1 protein-coding gene is annotated in these 256 nt (G+C 39.5%); it reads right to left on the bottom strand.

Annotation, left to right across the window (positions count from 1 at the left end; translation table 11 throughout):
- Positions 1-256: G5 domain-containing protein (locus tag HT679_RS11680; RefSeq protein WP_173214603.1), on the bottom strand; the 256-nt coding region annotated here is incomplete at both ends.

Raw genomic sequence — 256 nt, 5'->3', positions numbered from 1 at the left:
CTCACTTCCGTAGAAGTTGTAAGTTCAGTTGTTTCAGTCGGCTTTGTTCCAACTTTAACAACTTTCTTAACCATCGCAGTTGTTACTTCACTGGTCTTCTTATCTTCTACTGCCTTACCACCTTCGATTTTATAAGTAGTCGTAATGGTTTCAGTTCCTACCTTACCTGGACGAGTTGGATCATCTTTCTTTTCCCCTTTAACAAGAGTTGGATCTGCTTCATACTCTGTTTCGATTGGAATAGCCTTTGTTTCAA

It is taken from the genome of Streptococcus sp. 4886 (assembly GCF_013276485.1).
GTDB lineage: Bacteria > Bacillota > Bacilli > Lactobacillales > Streptococcaceae > Streptococcus.
This window is presented reverse-complemented; position numbering and strand designations above follow the sequence as displayed.